Origin of the sequence: Rubrivirga marina, from assembly GCF_002283365.1 — a bacterium.
Classification (GTDB): domain Bacteria; phylum Bacteroidota; class Rhodothermia; order Rhodothermales; family Rubricoccaceae; genus Rubrivirga; species Rubrivirga marina.
On sequence record NZ_MQWD01000001.1, the window covers coordinates 3,597,284 to 3,615,609 of the forward strand.

17 protein-coding genes and 1 pseudogene are annotated in these 18,326 nt (G+C 70.5%); 6 read left to right on the forward strand and 12 right to left on the reverse strand.

The genetic code is table 11. The annotated features are described in order from the left end of the window. Nucleotides 1-11: 11 nt before the first annotated feature. The 4 genes and pseudogenes from BSZ37_RS15260 to pdhA all read right to left on the reverse strand — a co-directional run bounded on the left by BSZ37_RS15260 (nt 12) and on the right by pdhA (nt 4,593). Nucleotides 12-863: a metallophosphoesterase family protein gene (locus tag BSZ37_RS15260; RefSeq protein WP_218830525.1), complete on the reverse strand. Its 852-nt coding sequence runs from the start codon at nt 861-863 to the stop codon at nt 12-14. Nucleotides 864-909: 46 nt separating this feature from the next. Further along, on the reverse strand, nt 910-2,301 hold the full coding sequence (locus tag BSZ37_RS15265; RefSeq protein WP_095511380.1) for a pyruvate dehydrogenase complex dihydrolipoamide acetyltransferase: 1,392 nt from the start codon (nt 2,299-2,301) through the stop codon (nt 910-912). Nucleotides 2,302-2,399: 98 nt separating this feature from the next. Next, nucleotides 2,400-3,419: pseudogene (locus tag BSZ37_RS15270) on the reverse strand (pyruvate dehydrogenase complex E1 component subunit beta); the annotation flags it as partial. A 31-nt stretch (nt 3,420-3,450) separates the two neighbouring features. Further along, a complete protein-coding gene (gene pdhA / locus BSZ37_RS15275) occupies nt 3,451-4,593 on the reverse strand; it encodes a pyruvate dehydrogenase (acetyl-transferring) E1 component subunit alpha (protein WP_095511382.1) in 1,143 nt (380 codons plus the stop codon). 182 nt (nt 4,594-4,775) lie between these two features. Here pdhA and BSZ37_RS15280 point away from each other — a divergent pair, with 182 nt between their 5' ends. Next, the gene (locus BSZ37_RS15280) at nt 4,776-5,546 is read left to right on the forward strand and encodes a polyprenol monophosphomannose synthase (protein WP_179299672.1); all 771 of its coding nucleotides are present in this window, start codon (nt 4,776-4,778) and stop codon (nt 5,544-5,546) included. Nucleotides 5,547-5,583: 37 nt separating this feature from the next. On the opposite strand, the gene BSZ37_RS15285 is transcribed toward BSZ37_RS15280, so the two are convergent. Both BSZ37_RS15285 and BSZ37_RS15290 read right to left on the reverse strand, forming a co-directional pair. After that, nucleotides 5,584-6,888: a UDP-N-acetylmuramoyl-tripeptide--D-alanyl-D-alanine ligase gene (locus BSZ37_RS15285; RefSeq protein ID WP_095511384.1), complete on the reverse strand. Its 1,305-nt coding sequence runs from the start codon at nt 6,886-6,888 to the stop codon at nt 5,584-5,586. 81 nt (nt 6,889-6,969) lie between these two features. Continuing rightward, on the reverse strand, nt 6,970-8,025 hold the full coding sequence (locus BSZ37_RS15290; protein ID WP_095511385.1) for a D-alanine--D-alanine ligase family protein: 1,056 nt from the start codon (nt 8,023-8,025) through the stop codon (nt 6,970-6,972). Between the two features lie 165 nt (nt 8,026-8,190). Between BSZ37_RS15290 and icd the strand changes: the two genes are divergently transcribed. The 3 genes from icd to BSZ37_RS15305 all read left to right on the forward strand — a co-directional run bounded on the left by icd (nt 8,191) and on the right by BSZ37_RS15305 (nt 10,402). Beyond that, nucleotides 8,191-9,396 carry an NADP-dependent isocitrate dehydrogenase gene (icd, locus tag BSZ37_RS15295; RefSeq protein ID WP_425442618.1) on the forward strand — a complete coding sequence of 402 codons (1,206 nt, stop codon included), beginning with the start codon at nt 8,191-8,193 and terminating at the stop codon, nt 9,394-9,396. A 119-nt stretch (nt 9,397-9,515) separates the two neighbouring features. Continuing rightward, nucleotides 9,516-9,773 (forward strand): hypothetical protein, encoded by a 258-nt coding sequence (locus BSZ37_RS15300; protein ID WP_095511387.1) that lies wholly within the window; start codon nt 9,516-9,518, stop codon nt 9,771-9,773. A 95-nt stretch (nt 9,774-9,868) separates the two neighbouring features. After that, on the forward strand, nt 9,869-10,402 hold the full coding sequence (locus BSZ37_RS15305) for an outer membrane beta-barrel protein (protein WP_179299673.1): 534 nt from the start codon (nt 9,869-9,871) through the stop codon (nt 10,400-10,402). Here the strand turns inward: BSZ37_RS15305 and BSZ37_RS15310 are convergent. The 4 genes from BSZ37_RS15310 to sucC all read right to left on the reverse strand — a co-directional run bounded on the left by BSZ37_RS15310 (nt 10,399) and on the right by sucC (nt 13,666). Continuing rightward, nucleotides 10,399-10,878 (reverse strand): DinB family protein, encoded by a 480-nt coding sequence (locus tag BSZ37_RS15310; protein WP_095511389.1) that lies wholly within the window; start codon nt 10,876-10,878, stop codon nt 10,399-10,401. The two genes, BSZ37_RS15305 and BSZ37_RS15310, sit on opposite strands and share 4 nt — an antisense overlap. Further along, entirely contained in the window at nt 10,875-11,279 is a 405-nt protein-coding gene (locus tag BSZ37_RS15315; protein WP_095511390.1) for a GNAT family N-acetyltransferase, read from the reverse strand. The genes BSZ37_RS15310 and BSZ37_RS15315 overlap by 4 nt, the downstream gene beginning before the upstream one ends. A gap of 69 nt (nt 11,280-11,348) precedes the next feature. After that, nucleotides 11,349-12,392: an ABC transporter ATP-binding protein gene (locus tag BSZ37_RS15320; protein WP_095511391.1), complete on the reverse strand. Its 1,044-nt coding sequence runs from the start codon at nt 12,390-12,392 to the stop codon at nt 11,349-11,351. A gap of 101 nt (nt 12,393-12,493) precedes the next feature. Further along, nucleotides 12,494-13,666 (reverse strand): ADP-forming succinate--CoA ligase subunit beta, encoded by a 1,173-nt coding sequence (gene sucC / locus BSZ37_RS15325; RefSeq protein ID WP_095511392.1) that lies wholly within the window; start codon nt 13,664-13,666, stop codon nt 12,494-12,496. 190 nt (nt 13,667-13,856) lie between these two features. On the opposite strand from sucC, the gene BSZ37_RS15330 reads away from it, so the two are divergent. Beyond that, nucleotides 13,857-14,948 carry an LptF/LptG family permease gene (locus BSZ37_RS15330; RefSeq protein ID WP_179299674.1) on the forward strand — a complete coding sequence of 364 codons (1,092 nt, stop codon included), beginning with the start codon at nt 13,857-13,859 and terminating at the stop codon, nt 14,946-14,948. A 223-nt stretch (nt 14,949-15,171) separates the two neighbouring features. Further along, the gene (locus tag BSZ37_RS15335; RefSeq protein ID WP_095511394.1) at nt 15,172-16,488 is read left to right on the forward strand and encodes an aminotransferase class I/II-fold pyridoxal phosphate-dependent enzyme; all 1,317 of its coding nucleotides are present in this window, start codon (nt 15,172-15,174) and stop codon (nt 16,486-16,488) included. A gap of 9 nt (nt 16,489-16,497) precedes the next feature. Here BSZ37_RS15335 and BSZ37_RS15340 read toward each other — a convergent pair whose 3' ends face one another. Both BSZ37_RS15340 and BSZ37_RS15345 read right to left on the reverse strand, forming a co-directional pair. Beyond that, the gene (locus tag BSZ37_RS15340) at nt 16,498-16,812 is read right to left on the reverse strand and encodes a DUF3467 domain-containing protein (RefSeq protein ID WP_095511395.1); all 315 of its coding nucleotides are present in this window, start codon (nt 16,810-16,812) and stop codon (nt 16,498-16,500) included. Nucleotides 16,813-16,878: 66 nt separating this feature from the next. Next, nucleotides 16,879-18,273 carry a cystathionine beta-synthase gene (locus BSZ37_RS15345; protein ID WP_095511396.1) on the reverse strand — a complete coding sequence of 465 codons (1,395 nt, stop codon included), beginning with the start codon at nt 18,271-18,273 and terminating at the stop codon, nt 16,879-16,881. Nucleotides 18,274-18,326 lie beyond the last annotated feature (53 nt).

Sequence of the window (18,326 nt, forward strand, 5' to 3'; positions counted from 1 at the left end):
TCGGCGACGGATCAGGCCGGCGCGTCGGAGCGCGCGAACGTGGTCGTCCGCGCCGTGTCGAAGAGCCCGGAGTCGGGATCGAACTGGCGCTCGCAGACCGAGAACTCGCCGGGCCCGATCTCGACCCAGTTGTAGAAGTTGACGCCGCGGTCCGTGCCACGCCCCCGGTTCGAAGTCGCCGTGCCGGCGCTCGCGATCACGAGGCGGTGGCCCGCGTCGGCGTCGCCGGCCGGCGCCAGCTCGACCGGCGCGACGTGGCTGGTGTGGAGGTGGCCGCACAGCACGAGGTCGACGCGGGCGCGGCGGGCGGCCTCGAGCGCGAGCCGGGCGCCGTGCGAGATGTCGTGGTTGCCGAGCCCGTCGAGCAGGAGGAGGTGGTGATGGACCGTCAGCACGCGGAAGACGTCGGCGGGTTGGCGATCGAAGAACGCCTCCATCTCGTCGACATGCTCCGGACGGATCCGCCCGCCCTTGATCGTCCAGCCGTGGGCCGAGTTGAGCCCGAACGCGGCCAGGCCCTCCACCGCGAACTGGGGCGTCACGTCCTCCGCGATGTACTTCCGGTAGCGCTTGGACGAGCGCCAGAGCCGGTCGAACGGGTTGTGCCACCACGCGCGCACGTCGTGGTTGCCCGGGACGACGATCACGGGCGCCTCGAACGAATCGAGCATGGCCCGCGCGGCCTTGAACTCCTTGGTCCGCGCCCGCTGCGTCAGATCGCCCGAGACGACGACCAAGTCGAGGTCGGCGTCGTTGACCTCGGCGACGAGCGCGTCGACGACCCTCTCGTCCGAGATCCGCCCGAAGTGGACGTCGCTGAGATGGGCGAGGGTCAGGTCTGCCGAGGGAGCGGGCGGTTCCATGGTGAGGTCCGTACTCGCTCCCTCCGGATCGCGTTCGTCCACCGGCTCAGACGAGCATCAGGGACGGGTTCTCCAGCATGGCCTGGACGTCGCCGAGGAACTGGGCCCCGGTCGCGCCGTCGACGACGCGGTGGTCGCACGAGAGCGTGAGCGTCATCTGCTTGCCCGGGACCACCTCCCCACCGTCAACGACCGGCACGTCGCGGATCGCGCCAATCGCGAGGATGCAGGCGTTCGGCGGGTTGATGATGGCCGTGAACTCGGCGATCCCGAACATGCCGAGGTTCGACGTGGTGAACGTCGAGCCGGCGTACTCGCTCGGGTCGAGCTTGCCGTCGCGCGCGCGGCCCGCCAGTTCGCGCGTCTCGGCGGCGATCTGGGCGAGCCCCTTCCGGTCGGCGTCGCGGACGACCGGCGTGATGAGGCCCTCGGGCATCGCGACGGCGACGGCGACGTGGGCCGCGTCGTGCTGGCGGATGACGCCCTCGTCCTCGAGGTAGCTCGCGTTGACCATCGGGTGCCGGCGGAGCGCCGCGGCGCACGCCTTCGTGACGAGGTCGTTGTAGGAAACCTTCGCGAGCCCCTGCTTCTCGGTCAGCCCATTGATCTCCTCGCGGAAGCCGATGGCCGTCCGCATGTCGACGTCGACGGTGAGGTAGAAGTGAGGGGCCGTGAACTTGCTCTGGGCGAGCCGCTTGGCGATCGTCTTCCGCATCTGCGTGATGCGGACGTCCTGGCCGCCGGCCTCGACCGGCGAGGTCGCTGGCTTCGGCGCGGGGGCCGGAGCCTTCGCCGGGGCCGCGGCAGGCGCGGGGGCCTGGGCCGGCGCCCCCTTCCCCATCGCCCCCTCCACGTCGCGCTTGACGACGCGGCCGTCGGGGCCGGAGCCCGGAATCTGGCCGAGGTCGAGCCCGGCCTCCTCGGCCATCCGCCGCGCGAGGGGCGACGCCTTGACCCGGCCCGCCTCGGCGCCCGAGGCGGACGGGGTCACCTCCTGCGTCGCGCCATCGCCGCCGACGGGCTGGACGCTCGGTGCGGGCGTGTCGATGGCGTCGGCCGTCCCGGCCTTGCCCTCGGTCGTGGCCGGGGCCGGCTCGTTTTCCTGTGTGGCCGGCGGCGCGGGCTGGACCTCCGCGTCGTCGGCCGAGCCGCTCGCGCCGTCGCCGGCGTACTTCGAGAGCACGTCGTCCGGGCTCTCGCCCTCCTTGCCGAGCACGGCGATGAGCGCGCCGATCGGGACCGAGTCGCCCTCGCCGACGACGCGCTTGAGGAGGACGCCGTCGTCGTAAACCTCGAGGTCCATCGTGGCCTTGTCGGTCTCGACCTGGGCGATCACGTCGCCGGCCGACACCGACGCGCCCTCTTCGGCGAGCCACGCGACGAGGACACCTTCCTCCATCGTGTCGCTCATCTTGGGCATTTCGACGGCGATAGCCATGGGGACTTGGGATTGGGGGCTGGGGAAACGGAGAGGGGGATCGAGCGACCGATGACCCGGCTGGGATCCCCCAGTCCCGAGTCGCCGGTTGCCAGTCCCTACATGTAGAGCGTCTTCTTGACAGCCGCGATGGTCTCGTCCACTGACGGCATCCAGGCCTCGATGAGGTTCTTGGCGTACGGCGCCGGGACGTCCTCCGCCGTGACCCGCTCGATGGGGGCGTCGAGGTAGTCGAAGCACTCGCGCTGGATCTGGAACCCGACCTCCGAGGCGATGCCGCCGAACGGCTGGCTCTCGTCCACGACCACGAGCCGGTTCGTCTTCTTGACCGACTCGATGACGGCGTCGATGGGGTACGGGCGGATCGTGCGCGGGTCGATGACCGTCGCCTCAATGCCCTGCTTGGCCAGCTCCTCGGCGGCCTCCATGGCCAGCCAGTAGCTCTTCGAGTGGGCCACGATCGTCACGTCGTCGCCCTCGCGCGCGACGCGGGCCTCGCCGATCGGGATCGTGTAGTCCTCCGCCTCGGAGACCTCACCGCGGAGGCCGAACATCAGCTCCGACTCGAGGAACAGGACCGGGTTGTCGTCGCGGATGGCGCTCTTGAGGAGGCCCTTGGCGTCGTCGGGGTTCGACGGCGCGATGATCTTGAGGCCCGGGACGTTCGAGTACAGGGCCTCGAACGAGTTCGAGTGGGTCGCGCCGAGCTGGCCGGCCGCGCCGTTGCCGCCGCGGAACACGATCGGGATCGAGGCCTGCCCGCCCGACATGTAGCGGACCTTCGCGGCGTTCGACACGATCTGGTCGAAGGCCACGAACGTGAAGTTCCACGTCATGAACTCGACGATCGGCCTCAGCCCCATCATGGCCGCGCCGATCGAGAGCCCGGCGAAGCCCGACTCCGAGATCGGCGTGTCGATGATCCGCTTGGGCCCGAACTGGTCGAGCATCCCCTGCGACACCTTGTAGGCGCCGTCGTACTCGGCGACTTCCTCGCCGATGAGGTAGACGTTCTCGTCGCGCTCCATCTCCTCCGTCATCGCGGCGCGGAGGGCCTCGCGGAATTGCAGCTCTGCCATTCTAGGGTTCGGTGGGGTCGTCGGCCTCGGGCGACGCGCGGCCGAGGCGGGGTCGGTCGAAGGGGAGCGGTTACTTGACGTGCGGGACGTCGCCGACGAACACGTCCTCGTACATGGTCGAGACGTCGGGGAGCGGGCTGTTCTCGGCGAACTCGACGGAGGCCATCACGTCGGCCTTGACGGCCTCGTCGATCTGGTCGAGCGCCTCGTCGGTCGCGAGGTCGTTCTCGAGGACGTAGAGCCGGGTCCGGACGATGGGGTCCTCGTTCTTCTTGGCCTCCATCTCCTCCTTCGTCCGGTACTTCTGCGGGTCGGACATGGAGTGGCCGCGGTACCGGTACGTCTGGACCTCGACGAAGTACGGCTTCGTCTGGCCGTCCGTCTCGCCCCGGGCGTCGTCGGCGATCTGCTGGAAGGCGCCATAGACCTCGAACAGGTCCATCCCGTCGATCACGGCCGTCTTCATGCCGTACGGGTAGCCCTGCTTGTAGAGCTGGGCGTCGCCGCGCGAGCGCTCGACGGAGGTGCCCATCGCGTACGCGTTGTTCTCGACGATGATGAGCGCCGGGACGTCGTAGAGCGCCGCGAGGTTGGCCGCTTCGTGGAACGCCCCCTGGTTGATGGCGCCGTCTCCGAAGAACGTGAGCGAGCATCCGCCGTCCTCCTTGTACTTCGAGGCGAAGCCCATCCCGACGCCCACCGGGATCTGCCCGCCGACGATGCCGTGGCCGCCGTAGAAGTGGCGCGAGACGTCGAAGAAGTGCATCGAGCCGCCTTTGCCGCGGCTGCACCCGTCGATTTTGCCGAACAGCTCAGCCATGCCCTCGTTGGCCCCCATGCCGCGCGCGAGCGCCAGCCCGTGGTCGCGGTACGCCGTGATGATGGGGTCCGTGTCGCGGATGGCCCAGATGGCGCCCGTGGACACGGCCTCCTGCCCGATGTAGAGGTGGAGGAAGCCGGCGATCTTCTGCCGCCCGTACATCTGCGCGGCCCGCTCCTCGAAGCGGCGCTGCAGCAGCATGTTGCGGTACATGTCGAGGACCGTCTCGGGGCTCAGCCCCAGCGACTCGTGCGTGTGGCCCGACTGGCGGAAGACCTGGACGTCGGGGACGTCGGGCGTGAACGCGGCCTTGCCGTTGGCTTTGGAGGCGGCCCGCTTCCGGGCGGGGGCCTTCTTCGCGGGGGCCTTCTTCTTCGTGGGCGTGCCGGCCATGGGAGGGTGTCGGACAGGGGGGCGAGGACGAACCGGCGGCGGACACGAGGGATCCGCCGCGAGCGAAAAGCTACCGCCGGGAAGGCGCCGGGCGCACGCCGGGGGCACGACCGGTGCCCTCTCCGTCGTCTCTCAACGGAACGCCCGTCCCGCGCAGCTTGCGAGCGTCCTATCCTCCCCCCGTGCCCGACGTCTTCCTCTCCCCTCCCGCGCCCGGCGGCGCCGTCGTCGTCGTCCCGACCTACAACGAGTCCGGGACGGTCGTCGCCATCGTCGAGGCCGTGCTCGGGCTCGACGGCGACTTCGCCATCCTCGTCGTCGACGACGGCTCGCCCGACGGGACCGGCGACCTCGTCGACGGGCTCCGCCAGCAGCACCCCGACCGCGTCGGGCTCCTCCGGCGCACCGGCAAGCTCGGCCTCGGGACGGCCTACCTCGACGGGTTCCGCCACGCGCGCGACGCCGGCTTCGCCTACTTCTGCGAGATGGACGCCGACTTCTCGCACAACCCGGACGACCTCCCGAAGCTCGTCCAGGCCTGCCGCCCCCCCGAGGCGGGCGGCCTCGGGGCCGACGTCGCCATCGGGAGCCGCTATGTCGACGGGCTCCGCGTGCTGAACTGGCCGCTCAGCCGGCTCGTGCTCAGCGTCGGCGCCGGCGTCTACACGCGAGCCATCACGCGGCTGCCGGTCCGCGACGTCACGGCGGGGTTCAAGTGCTTCCGCCGCGAGGTCCTGGAGGCCATCGACTTCGACCGCGTCAAGTCGAACGGCTACTCGTTCCAGATCGAGATGAACTACCGCGCGTGGAAGGCGGGCTTCCGGATCGTCGAGGTGCCGATCGTGTTTACGGAGCGGAGCGAGGGCGAGTCGAAGATGTCGAGCGCCATCGTCCGCGAGGCCATGCGGAAGGTGTGGGAGCTGCGGGCGCGCGCGCTGTTCGGGCGGCTGTGACGGCATAGGCGTGGGGTGGTCCGCCGATCCTCCCCACTCACTCGATCGCCTTCCACTGCTCGGTCTGCCTCGGGAGCACGTCGGCGGGGTCGAGGTCGGGGGCGAGCAGGGCTTCGGAGACGCGCTCCATGCGGGCGCCCTGCGAGCCCTTCACCAGCACGACGTCGTCCGGGCCGAAGTCGAACGGACCGCCGGCCCGGATCGCACCGGCCACGGCGCGGGACGACTCGGCCGTCTCGACCCGGTCCGCCTTGGCGGCGTCGAGCGCCCCGACGGCCCGGCGCATGATGTCGCCGACGGCGATGACGCGATCGGCCCGGTCGAGGGCCGCGCGGAGCACGCGGACGTGCGCCTCGACCTCGCCGGCGCCGAGCTCCAACATGTCACCGAGGATCGCCGTCGTCCGCTCGCCGCCGAGGCCCGCCAGCACGTCGAGCGCCGAGATCGTGGCCTCCGGCGAGGCGTTGTAGGTGTCGTCGATGAGTGTGCTTCCCTCGATCCCGTCGAGGCGACGGAGGCGGCCCTTCTCGGGCTCCATCGCTTCCAAGCCTCGAGTGATGGCGTCGGCGTCCATGCCGAGCGCGCGGCCGACGGCCGTGGCGGCCATCGCCGTGTAGATGGCGTGGTCGCCGAGGATCGGGAGCGTGGCCGTCACGTCGGCCGGCGTCACGTCGCAGCCGTCGGAGGTGCCGAACAACAGCACCTGCCCGTCGGTCACGTCGGCCATCCGCCGCGTCCGCTCGTTGTCGCCGTTGAGCACGGCCGTGCCCGCCTCGGTGAGCGCGCGGACGATCTCAGACTTCTCGCGCTCGATCCCGTCGAGGCTCCCGAACGTCTCGAGGTGAACACCCAGCACGGTCGTCACGACGCCGACGGTCGGCGGGAACGCCTCGCAGAGCTCGCGGATGTCCCCCTTCAGCCGGGCACCCATCTCCAACACGAGGACCGTTTCGGGCGTCAGGTCGGCGTTGAGGAGCGTGAGCGAGAGGCCGAGCGGCGTGTTCTTGTTGCCCTCCGAGCCTTTGACCGTGAAGGCCTGCTCCAGCACGGACACGATCGCCGTCCGCGCCGTCGTCTTGCCGACCGAGCCGGTGATCGCGACCACGTCGCACCCGAGCTTCCGCACGCGCGCCGAGGCGAGCGACACGAGGTGGTCGATGGAGCTCTCCACCACCGTCCGCTCGACGCCGTCGGGCACGGGGATCGGCTCCTCAACGATCACGCCGGCCGCCCCCTTCTCGATCGCCTGCGGCACGAACCGGTGGCCGTCGTGGGTCTCGCCTCGGATCGCGACGTAGACGTCGCCGGGCTGGAGGGTGCGGGTGTCGGTCGAGTACGGCATCGGCAGCGGGGATGGGCCGGACGTACTCCCGATTCGCGCGGAGGTGCCGACCGCCCCGCCTCGGCGCCGAGGCGGGCCGACTCAGCGCGTCGTCTTCCGCTGGCGGTCGCGCTCGTGGCGGGCGAGCGCCAGCCGGATCAGCTCGTCGACGACGTCCGGGAACGGCCGGCCGGTCTGCTCCCACATCACCGGGTACATGCTCCGCGCCGTGAACCCCGGGATCGTGTTGATCTCGTTGACGAGCACGTCGCCGCCGCCCGTCACGAAGAAGTCGACCCGCGACAGGCCCTCGCAGCCGAGCGCGGCGTACGCCTCGACGGCGACCTCGCGGATCCGCTCGGCGACGTCGTCGTGCAGGTCGGCGGGGACCTCCATCCGGCTCGCGTCGGGGTCCTCGTACTTCGAGTCGTAGTCGTAGTACTCGGACGTCAGGACGATCTCGCCCGGGACCGACGCCTCGGGCCGCTCGTTGCCCAGGACCGCGACCTCGATCTCGCGCCCGCTGACGCCCTGCTCCACGAGCACGGTCTTGTCGTAGCGGAACGCCACGTCGAACGCCTCCGACAGCGCGCCGGCCTCCGTCACCCGCGTGATGCCGACCGACGACCCCGAGTTGGCCGGCTTCACGAACAGCGGTGGCGTCAAACGCTGGGTGAGCGTCTCGAACGACGGCCGCTCGCCGTGGGCGTGGACGACGGCGTACGGTGTGCCGGGGATGCCTGCGGCCTCGAGGATCCGCTTGGCGACGACTTTGTCCATGCACGCCGCCGAGGCGAGCACGTCGGGCCCGACGAACGGAATCCCGAGCGTATGCAGGAACCCCTGGATCGTGCCGTCCTCGCCGTTGTGGCCGTGGAGGACGGGAAACACGACGTCGAGCCCGAGCGCGCCGAGGCCGCTCGCCGAGACGGTCGAGGCGCCGCCCTCCGGCGTGAACGTCGCGGCCGTTCCCGCCTCGGTGTCCGCCCCGAGGCGGGCCGAGTCGCCGACGAGCCAGCGGCCGTCGCGCGTGATGTAGATCGCCGTAACGCGGTGCCGGTCGCCGAGCGCGGCGCGGACGTTCTTGGCGGAGAGGATCGAGACGTCGTGCTCGGCCGACTGGCCGCCGTAGAGGAGGCCGACGTGGAGGTCCGGCATGGGCTGAGAGGGGCTGTCCGAGGGGACCCCCAAGCTACGGGGCCGCGCGCCGGGGATCGCTCCGCGCCTGGGTCCGTAGCTTCCCCGCCCTCTCTTCCCGATCCCCGCCCACTGATGGCCGAGTACCAGCACCTGACCACCCCCACCGACGGCGAGTCGATCCAGATGACCGCCGACGGGCTCCACGTCCCCGACCGCCCCATCGTCCCGTTCATCGAGGGCGACGGGATCGGGCCCGACATCTGGGCCGCCGCCTCGCGCGTGCTCGACGCCGCCGTCGAGAAGGCCTACGGCGACGACCGCCAGATCGAGTGGTTTGAGGTCTTCGCCGGCGAGAAGGCGCACGACCAGTTCGGCGAGTGGCTCCCGCAGGACACGCTCGACGCCATCGACGCGCACCTCGTCGCGATCAAGGGCCCGCTCACGACGCCCGTCGGCGGCGGCATCCGGAGCCTCAACGTGGCGCTCCGCCAGAAGCTCGACCTCTACGCCTGCGTCCGCCCCGTCCGGTACTTCACCGGCGTCCCGTCGCCGGTCAAGGAGCCGGAGAAGGTCGACATGGTCATCTTCCGCGAGAACACGGAGGACATCTACGCCGGCATCGAGTTCGAGAACGGGACCGACGCCGCCGAGACGTTCAAGGCGCTTCTGAAGGAGCACTTCCCCGACCGGTTCCAGAACGTCCGCTTCCCCGACACGGCCGGCTTCGGCATCAAGCCCGTCTCCAAGGAGGGCACGGAGCGGCTCGTGAAGGCGGCCATGGACTACGCCATCGCCGACGGCCGCGACTCCGTCACGCTCGTCCACAAGGGGAACATCATGAAGTTCACCGAGGGCGCCTTCCGCGACTGGGGCTACGAGCTCGCCGACCGCGAGTACGGCGCCCAGAAGCTCGACGGCGGCCCGTGGCGGACGTTCGAGCGGGACGGCCGGACGATCACCGTCAAGGACGTCATCGCCGACGCGTTCCTCCAGCAGATCCTCACCCGGCCCGACGAGTACGGCGTGATCGCGACCCTGAACCTCAACGGCGACTACGTGAGCGACGCGCTCGCGGCCGAGGTCGGCGGGATCGGCATCGCGCCGGGCGCCAACATCAACTACCAGACGGGCAAGGCCATCTTCGAGGCCACCCACGGGACGGCGCCGAAGTACGCCGGCCAGGACAAGGTCAACCCGTCGTCGGTGATCCTCTCGGGCGAGATGATGCTCCGCTACATGGGCTGGACCGAGGCCGCCGACAAGATCATCGACGCCATGGAGACGACGATCCAGCAGAAGCGCGTGACGTACGACTTCCACCGCCAGATGGAGGGCGCTACGAAGCTCAAGTGCTCGGAGTTCGGCGATGCCCTGATCGAAAACATGTAGAGAAGGCGCAGCCAACGTGCAGGTTCGTCGGCCTCGACCCTGTCCGCCTCGGCGTCGAGGCGGACCCATCCGCGCCCCGCTTTGGTCTCCCCAGGCGGGGCGATCTTCTCCCCCGCCCCATGGCCGACTTCCAGACCGACCGCGAGCTCGCCGAACTTCACCAGCGCGTCGCCGACCTCGAAGCGCAGATCGGGATCGCCGACCAGCTCGGCATGCACCGCGACGCGCTCCCCGACTCGATGTTGTTCAGCGACAGCTTCCTCAAGCGGGCCTTCGCCGTGCTGGGCCATTACTTCGTGGCCTCGCTCATCATCATGGTGCCAGTCTACGTGTTCCTATTCCTGATCATGGCGCTCGTCGGCGTCGCGGCGTTCTAGCGGCACCCGGGGGCCTCCGCCTCGGCGCTGGGATGGGGCGCCGCCGTTACCTCAAGAGGAGGCGCGGCGTCTACGAGGTGTCTCCCCCCGCGCTCATGCTTCGCCTCACCCTCGCCCTCCTTCTGGCCGCCCCCTTCGCCACGTCCCAGACGACCTCGTCGCTCCACATCGGCGGCGTCGACTTCGACCTCTCGGGGGTCGGTCAGGCGACCGTCATCGACGCTCGGGTCGGGCACGCGCTGAATCGGTATGTCGCCGTGGAGGGCGGCCTCGGCTACTCGGACACGCCCCAGCAGTTCGGCGATGTCCGGTACGTCCTCCCGAGCGCCGAAGTCCAGCTCGGCGTGCCCGTCGGACCCGTCCGCCCATTCGTCGGGTTGGGGCTCGGCGTGTTCGTCCCGCTTGAAGAGGCTGGGGAGCGGACGATCCAACGCGGCGAGACGACCCTCACTGTAGACGTCTATCCCTCGACCTACACGGCAGCGACGGTCGCGCTCGGGGCCGACGTCGCCGTCGTGGGCCCCTGGATCGCGCGGGCAACCGGCCGGCTACGGGCCACCGGCGACGACCCGTTCGAATTTTCGGGGACGTTCGCCGAGCTGACTGGGGGCGTCGGGTATCGATTCTAGCCGACCAGCTTCCGCAGCCCCAGGATCGCGCCGAGGTGAATCCCCTCGTGGTACAGGTTGAACAGGACGGCGTCGTCGACCGACGTCAGCACGACGCCGGGCGTCGTCCGGTACTCGCGGTAGGTCTCGAACCGGCCGGCGCGGTAGTCGGCCTCGGTCCGGTCGGGGAGCGACAAGAGAAGGTCGCGGACCTCGGCCCAGGTCCAGTCGCGGTCCCAGTCGCGCGGTGACGTGCCCTTCCGGAAGCTCGAGACGAACCCGTCCGGCAGGTCGACGGGCAGGCCGGAGAGGCCGTAGATCAGGCCCTGCTCGGTGGCCGCGAGGTGACCGGCGTTCCACAGGACGTGGTTGTTGAACCCGTCCGGGATCGTGGTCCGTGCGGCATCGGGGAGCGCGTCGACGATGGCGACGAGCGACTGGCGGGTCTGGCGGAGTGTGTCGAACGCGGCGAGCGTGTCGGGGCGGAGGTCGCTCATGCCGTCCGCACCCAGGCGTTGTCGACGGACTCGAACCCGAGCCGCTCGTAGAAGCCGGCCGAGAGGTTCGAGTCGCGGAGGACGAGTTCGACGCCGGGCAGCCGGCCCAGGATCTCGTCGACCATCCGCTTGCCGACGCCCGCGCCCTGGACGTCGGGCTCGACGGCGAGGTCGCAGAGGTAGGCCGTCTGGACGCCGTCGGTCAGCACGCGCGCGAGGCCCACGACGCGGTCGCTCTCCCACAACGTGAGAACCAGCGACGACGCCTCGAACGCCTTCCACAGCCGCTCGGGGTTGTCGGTCTTGCGGAGGAGCGGGGCGCGGCGGTAGAGCGTGGCGATCCGCGCGGGCGTGAGGCCGTCGAGCGTGTCGCGGAGGGTGAGCGCGTCGGGGTCGGTCATGGGGTGATGCGTGAGGAGGGAGGCGTGCGGGGCGTCGCGCCCCAGGGCCCACGGATCGGCTCCGAAGATCTACCCGGCGTCTTCGGCGAGGTTCGCGTCGTCCTCGACCCAGCGCCAGCGGGCGGCGCGGAGGGCGAGCGCCTCGGGGACCGGGCAGGCCGGGTCGGTCCAGAGACGGAGGCGGTGGCCGTCGGCCTCGACGTCCCACTCGGCGGTGAGGCCGAGAAACAGGCGGCCGAGCATCCGGGCGGGCACGGCTCGCCCGGCCTCGGCGCCGAGGTCGGAGGAGTCGACCGGCTCGAGGGCCTCGGGGCGGACCGCCAGCGCGCGGCCCGCCGGCATCGGCTCGCCGGCCAGCCGCTCGGCGAGCGCCCGGTCGCGGATCACGTTGGCCCCGCCGAGGAACGACGCGGCGTAGGCCGTCGGCGGCTCGGCGTAGAGCCCCTCCGGCGTGCCCTCGGCCACGATCCGGCCGGCCCGCATGAGCGCGACGCGGTCGCTGAGGGCGAGCGCCTCGGCCTGGTCGTGCGTGACGTAGAGGCTCGTGATGCCGAGGTCGCGCTGGAGCGCCTTGAGCTCCGCCCGCGTCGCCTCCCGGAGCGCCACGTCGAGGTTCGACAGCGGCTCGTCGAACAGGAGCACGTCGGGCTCGACGGCGATGGCCCGCGCGAGGGCCACGCGCTGCTGCTGGCCGCCCGAGAGCGCCGCCACGGGCCGGTCCGCCAGCCCGCCGAGGTCGACCCGGCCGAGGGCGGTCTCGGCCCGCGTCCGCGCCTCGCCCTTGGCCACGCCGCGCGTGCGAAGTCCGTAGGCCACGTTCTCGCCGACCGTCATCGTCGGGAAGAGCGCGTAGCTCTGGAACACCATGGCCGTCGGCCGCTTCTGGGGCGGCCGGCGCGTCACGTCGGCCCCGCCGATGCGGACGGCCCCGGCGTCCGGCGTCTCGAACCCGCCGACGAGCCGGAGCAGCGTCGTCTTTCCGCACCCGGACGGCCCGAGGAGCGACACGAACGCGCCGGCCGGGACGCCGAGCGAGACGCCGCCGACGGCCGTCACGTCGCCGTAGCGCTTCGTGACGGCGTCGACCTGGATGGCGGCGGGCTGGCGGTCCATCTCGAAATGGGTAGGGGCACACCGACGGCGTGCCCCTACGGGTGTGTCCGCCTCGGCGGCTCCCCTGAGCGAAGCCGAAGGGCCGAGGTGGGCGGGGTCGGCTACGCGTTGAGCGCGGCCGTCACCTTGTCGGCGGCCTCCTGGAGCAGGATCGCGCTCTCGATCGGGAGCCCCGAGTTCTTGAGCAGCGCCATGCCCTCCTCAGCGTTCGTGCCCTGGAGCCGGACGATGAGCGGCACCGACAGGTCGATGTTCTGCGCCGCCTCGATCACGCCCTGCGCGACGACGTCGCACCGGACGATCCCGCCGAAGATGTTGACGAGGATCGCCTTCACGTTCGGGTCCGACAGGATTATCCGGAAGCCGGCCTCGACCGTCTCCGCCGACGCCGTCCCGCCGACGTCGAGGAAGTTGGCCGGCTCGCCGCCCGCCAGCTTGATGAGGTCCATCGTCCCCATCGCCAGCCCGGCGCCGTTGACCATGCAGCCGACGTTCCCGTCGAGCTTGATGTAGTTGAGGTGATGCTTGCCGGCCTCGACCTCGAGCGGGTCCTCCTCGGCCTCGTCGCGCATGTCGGCGAGGTCCTTGTGCCGGTAGAGCGCGTTGTCGTCGAGGTTGATCTTGGCGTCGAGCGCGACCACGCGGCCGTCGTCGGTGCGGACGAGCGGGTTGATCTCGGCGATCGTGGCGTCGGCGGCGCGGTACGCCTTGTAGAGCGCGGCGACGAACGTCTTGGCCTCCTTCAGCGCGGAGCCCTCGAACCCGAGCTTCGACGCGATCTCGTTGACCTGGTACGGCCGGAGGCCGATCGACGGGTCGACCCACACCTTGACGATCTTGTCGGGGTTCTCCTCGGCGACCTCCTCGATCTCGACGCCGCCCTCGGTCGAGGCCATGATGACGTCCATCCCCTTGGCGCGGTCGAGCGTCACGCCGACGTAGTACTCGTGGGCGATGTCCTCGGCCGCCGTCACGAGGATCTTCTTGACCTCCTGGCCCTCGGGCCCGGTCTGCGGCGTCTTCAGATGCATGCCGAGGATCTTCTCGGCGTTGCTCCGCACGTCGTCCACGGTCGGCGAGAACTTGACGCCGCCGCCCTTGCCGCGCCCGCCGGCGTGGATCTGGGCCTTGACGACGAATTGGTCGACGCCGTCCTTCGCCATCGTCTCGGCCGCCTCGACGGCCTCCTCGACCGTGTTGGCGACGATGCCGCGCTGGACGGCGACGCCGTGCTCGGCGAGGATTTCTTTCGCTTGGTACTCGTGGACCTTCATCGGGTGAGGTGTGATCGGGTGAGGTCAGATTGGGGAGGCCGCCCGCCGCGCCGCCGCCAGAAGGGCACGCCAAGCTAGCCCCAGCCGTTCCGTGGACATCGGGTGATCTTGCGAAGTCCCGACGGCCCCGGGGGCCCCCCTCGCCCGTCGCCCGATTCCCCGTTCACCCGATCGCACCTCACCCGATCCCTTGACCCGGTTCGACTGGCACGTCCTCCGCCGCTTCCTCTCCGGCACCGCGCTCCTGCTCGTGCTGCTGGTGGCGACGTTCGTCGTCCTCGACCTCGCGGAGCGGATCGACGACTTCCTCGACCGCGGCGCGACGCCCGCCCAGATCTTCGGCGAGTACTACCTCTACTACGCCCCCGACATCCTCCGGCTGACCAGCCCGCTCGCGCTCTTCCTCGCGGCGGTCTACGTGACGGCCCGGCTCGCGCAGTCGATGCAGCTCACGGCGGTCCACATGGCGGGCGTCTCGACGTGGCGGTTCTTGCGGCCGTTCCTGCTCGCGGGGCTCGTGTTCACCGGAGGCATGCTCCTGTTCAACGGGTTCGTGGTGCCGCGGGCGAACGCCGTCGTCCACGCCTTCCAGAACCAGTACTACCGCGACGCCCCGGAGAGCGGCGGCGGATCCGAGATCGTCCGCCAGACGGCGCCCGGCGAGATCCTCACGGCCCGCTACTTCGACCGCGAGCGGGGCCAGGCCTTCCGCGTCAGCGTGGTCTCCCTCGCCGACTCCGCCGCGGGCGGCGTGTCGCGCCGCCTCGACGCCTCGCAGATGACGTGGAACGACTCGCTCGCGATCTGGCAGGCCGCCGACGTCGCCATCCGCACGTTCGCCCCGACCGGGGCGGAGACGTACGCCTACCACGCCGTGCTCGACACGGCCCTCGCCGTGCTCCCGCGCGACCTCGCCCAGTCGGAGCGCGACGCGGAGCGGCTGACGCTTCCGGAAGCTTACGCCTACGTGCGGTCGCTGGAGCGGGCCGGCGTAACGGAGCGCGGTCGGCCACTCGTGGCGTACCACGCCAAGATCGCCTACCCCTTCGCCAACCTCATCCTGGTGCTCCTGGCAGTCCCGCTCGCCGCACGGCGCCGCCGAGGCGGGCAGGCCGCCCAACTCGCCCTCGGCCTCGGCGTGGCGTTCCTCTACCTCGCGCTCCAAAAGACGATCGAGCCGCTCGGGTACGTCCAGACGATCCCGCCCGCCGTCGCGGCGTGGCTCCCGCACGCCGTGTTCGGAGGCGTGGCGCTCCTCCTCCTCGTCCGCGCCAACCGGTAGTCGCAGCGGGCCGCCTGGGACTCGCTCCCCCCGGCGCTAGTGCGCCGCTCCTATCGGAAGGGAGGCGTCGGCGTATACCGTGAAGTCTCACAACGATAAGTCGTCTCCGCAACGGGCTGATTCCGGGCGACTTGGCGTCGAGTCCACCTTTGAGACGCGATTTTCTCATGTTCTCAGACCGCATTCGGAGCTTTCTTAGGGCATCCCCCGGCTGACCTGCTTCATGACGACCCCACCACGTCATTCGGATCGCGTTCTCTCCTACCGCGATCTCGTCCGCATCCGAACGCAGATGGACCTGCCGGGACGGACCTCCGAGTTCACGGGACGGATCCGCGGCGAACGCGAGAACGCGATCGACGGGCTCCACTTCCGTGAAGTGCTGACCGCCGCCGAGCGCGAGGTCGTCGTCCGCGACCACCGTGGCGAGACGCGCCCGATGCTCATGTTCGGGTCGAACAACTACCTCGGGCTCGCCACGCACCCCCGCGTGATCGAAGCCGTCCGGGATGCCGTCGCCCAGTACGGCGTGGGCGCAGGGGGCCCGCCGATCCTCAATGGGCACGGTCCCCTTCACCGGGAACTGGAGGACCGACTCGCGGCGCACGAGGGGCAGGAGGCCGCGCTCGTGTTCTCGAGCGGCTACTCGGCCAACGTCGGGATGATGAGCGCCCTCCCCGGGCCGCGTGACCTCGTCCTCTATGACGACGAGATCCATGCGTCGATGCTCGACGGACTCAAGATGGGCCGGATCGAGGCCCGCCCGTTCCCGCACAACGACCACCGCGCGCTCGACGCGCTCATCACCAAGCACGGTGGGGGGTTCCAGGACCTGTTCGTCGCCGTCGAAGGCGTGTATTCGATGTCGGGCAGCGTCGCCCGCCTCGACCGGATCGGCGAGGTCTGCCGGAAGCACGGGGCCACGCTCATCATCGACGAGGCGCACGGGACGGGCGTGACCGGCCCGAACGGGGCCGGGACCGTCGCCATGTTCGACGCGGCGGACACCGTCGACATCGTCATGGGCACGTTCTCGAAGACGTTCGGCGTGTCGGGCGGCTTCGTCGCCGCCGGCGGCGACGTCATCGACTACCTCCGCTACTTCGCCCGGTCGTACGTCTTCTCGACGGCCCCGTCGACGGCCATCTGCGCGGCCGTCCTCGCCGGCCTCGACGTGCTGGAGGAGGAGCCCGAGATCCACGGGCGGCTCATGGAGAACACGGGGTACCTCGCGCAGGAGCTCAAAAAGCGCGGCTTCGCCGACGCCTCGGGCGTCACGGCGGTGTTCTCGCTCCCGGTCCCGGCCGGCACGGACGTCCGGGCCGCGGCCCACGACTTCCACCAGCGCGGGCTCTTCCTCAACCACATCGAGGCGCCCGCCGTCCCGACGTCGCAGCAGCGGTTCCGCGTCAGCCTCACGTCCGACCACACGCGGGAGGACATCGACCGGCTCCTCGAGGCGGTCGACGCCGTGTGGGCCGTCCACGTCCTCCCCGTCGGCGACGGGACGGTGGGGTCGGAGCCGCGGCTCAGGAAGTAGCCTCGCCCGCTACGCCTCGCCCTCGGGGCCCGTGAACTGGACCTGCGTCTGGGGCGGCATCTCGCCGATCTCCCCGTGCTGCGTCTCGTAGCGCTGGATGTTCTCCGCGAGCGCCGCCAGGAGCCGCTTCGCGTGGCCCGGCGTCACCACGATCCGGCTCTTGACGCGCGCCTTCGGCACGCCCGGCATCACCCGGATAAAGTCGAGGATGAACTCCTCCGGGCTGTGGGCGATCATGACGAGGTTCGAGTAGACGCCCTCCGCGATCTCCTCGGCGAGTTCGATGGAGAGGGATGGGGTCTGCGGGCCGGACGGGGGTTCCATGGGTCGGGAGTCGGAAAGAGGTGGGATCTCGGCAGGCCTGTTCGGTTCCCGCCGCGTGGGGGAGGGCTAGCGGGGGCGGCCGTTGCGCGCGAGCGCGGCGATGAGGTCGCTCCGCGTGAGGATGTCGAACCCGCCCGCCTCGGCGCGGACGAGGACGGCCCCGGCCTCGCCGTCGAGCGTGGCCGTGAGGTCGTCGAGGTGGACCGAGGCGGGGACGACCGGCAGCGGCGCGCCCATCACGGCGCGGACGGGCTCGTCGCGCGCCTCGGGCTCGGCGATCAGCCGGTGGAGCACGCCGCGTTCGTTGAGGCTCCCCACGACCTCGTCGCCGTCGAGAACCGGGACCTGGCTGATTCCGTGCTGGGTCATGGCCTCGATGGCCGAGGCGAGCGTGTCGTCAGGCGCGACGCCGATCACGGCCTCGGCCCGTGGGCGGACCGCAAGCACGTCTTCGAGCGTGAGCGTATCGGGCTCTTCGAGGAACCCGTTCCGGCGCATCCACTCGTCGTCGTAGGTCTTCGAGAGGTAGCGGAAGCCGCTGTCGGGCAACAGGATGACCACGACGTCCTCCTCCGTCAGCTCACCCTCGTGCGCTCGCAGCCAGTCGAGCGCGCCGGCGACGGCCATCCCGCAGCTCTGTCCCACGAACAGGCCCTCCTCGCGCGCGAGCCGCCGCGTCATCCGCATCGACGTCTTGTCGTCGACCTGGACGTAGTCGTCGACGAGCGAGAAGTCCATGTTGCCCGCCAGGATGTCCTCGCCAACGCCCTCGGTGAGGTACGGGTAGATCTCAGACTCCTTGAACTCGCCCGTTCGCCAGTACTCGGCGTACACGCTCCCGTAGGGGTCGACGCCGATCGCCTTGACGCTCGGCTTCTGCTCCTTGAGGTACTTCGTGGTGCCGGAGATCGTGCCGCCCGTTCCGGCCCCGGCGATGAAGTGGGTGATCCGGCCGTCGGTCTGGTCCCAGAGCTCCGGGCCCGTCGTCCGGTAGTGGGCCTCGGTGTTGGCGGGGTGGTCGTACTGGTTCGGGTAGAACGAGTTGGGGATCTCGGTCGAAAGCCGTTTGGCGACGGAGTAGTAGCTCCTGGGGTCGTCCGGCGCCACGTTCGTCGGGCAGACGATGACCTCAGCGCCGAGGGCGCGGAGGACGTCGACCTTCTCGGGGCTCTGCTTGTCGGTCGTCGTGAAGATGCACTGGTAGCCCTTGGCGATGGCGGCGATGGCGAGGCCGGCCCCCGTGTTGCCCGACGTCCCCTCGATGATGGTCCCGCCCGGCTTGAGCTCGCCCTTGGCCTCGGCGTCCTCGATCATCGCCATGCCGATCCGGTCCTTGACCGACCCGCCGGGGTTGAAGAACTCGACCTTCGCGAGGACGGTGCACGGGAGGTCCCGCCCCAGCGTCTGGAGACGGACGAGCGGCGTGTTGCCGATGGTGTCGAGGATTGAGTCGGACCACATGGAGGGCGCGGAGACGGTCGGGCCGAAAGCTACTCGGCCGGGCGTGCGGTCCC